This is a genomic window from Myxococcus eversor (assembly GCF_010894455.1).
GTDB classification, from domain to species: Bacteria; Myxococcota; Myxococcia; order Myxococcales; family Myxococcaceae; genus Myxococcus; species Myxococcus eversor.
Genome location: NZ_JAAIXY010000096.1, coordinates 1 through 519, shown reverse-complemented (window position 1 = coordinate 519; position 519 = coordinate 1). Strand labels below are relative to the sequence as shown.

The 519-nt window shown below is 68.0% G+C and carries 1 protein-coding gene; it reads right to left on the bottom strand.

Annotated features, from left to right (window positions below):
- Positions 1-519 (bottom strand): AMP-binding protein (locus G4D83_RS45295; RefSeq protein ID WP_163871177.1); only part of this gene is annotated, 519 nt, incomplete at both ends.

The following is a 519-nucleotide window of genomic DNA, read 5'->3' as shown; positions in this document are numbered from 1 at the left end:
CGATGGGGACGGGCTGGCCGAGAGGGTCGAGGACGAAGAGCTGGGTGTGGCCGACGGGCGAGCCGATGGAAGGCAGGCGAGGCCAGGAGGAGGGAGCACCCTGGAGGCGGAATGCGGAGACGACGTGCGCTTCCGAGGGGCCGTACTGATTCTCGAGGACGCTGCCCGGGAGCTTCTCGAAGAAGGACGCCAACGTGGCGTTGACCTGGAGTTGCTCGCCTGCGGTGACGACCTCGCGCAGGGCGGAGGGCAGGGTGGCGCCGTGGGAGACGGAGTCCGCCATGGCCTGGAGTGCGACGAAGGGAAGGAAGAGACGCTCCACCTGCTGACGGTGCATGAAGTCGAGCAGGGCGGGGATGTCCTGGCGCAGGCCCCCGGTGGGCAGGACGACGTGGGCGCCGACCCACCAGGAAGCGAAGAGCTCCTGGATGGAGACGTCGAAGTTGAGGGAGGCGAACTGGAGCGTCACCGCGCGGGGGTTGGGAGACTGACGAATCTGCCAGGAGAGGAGGAAGCTCA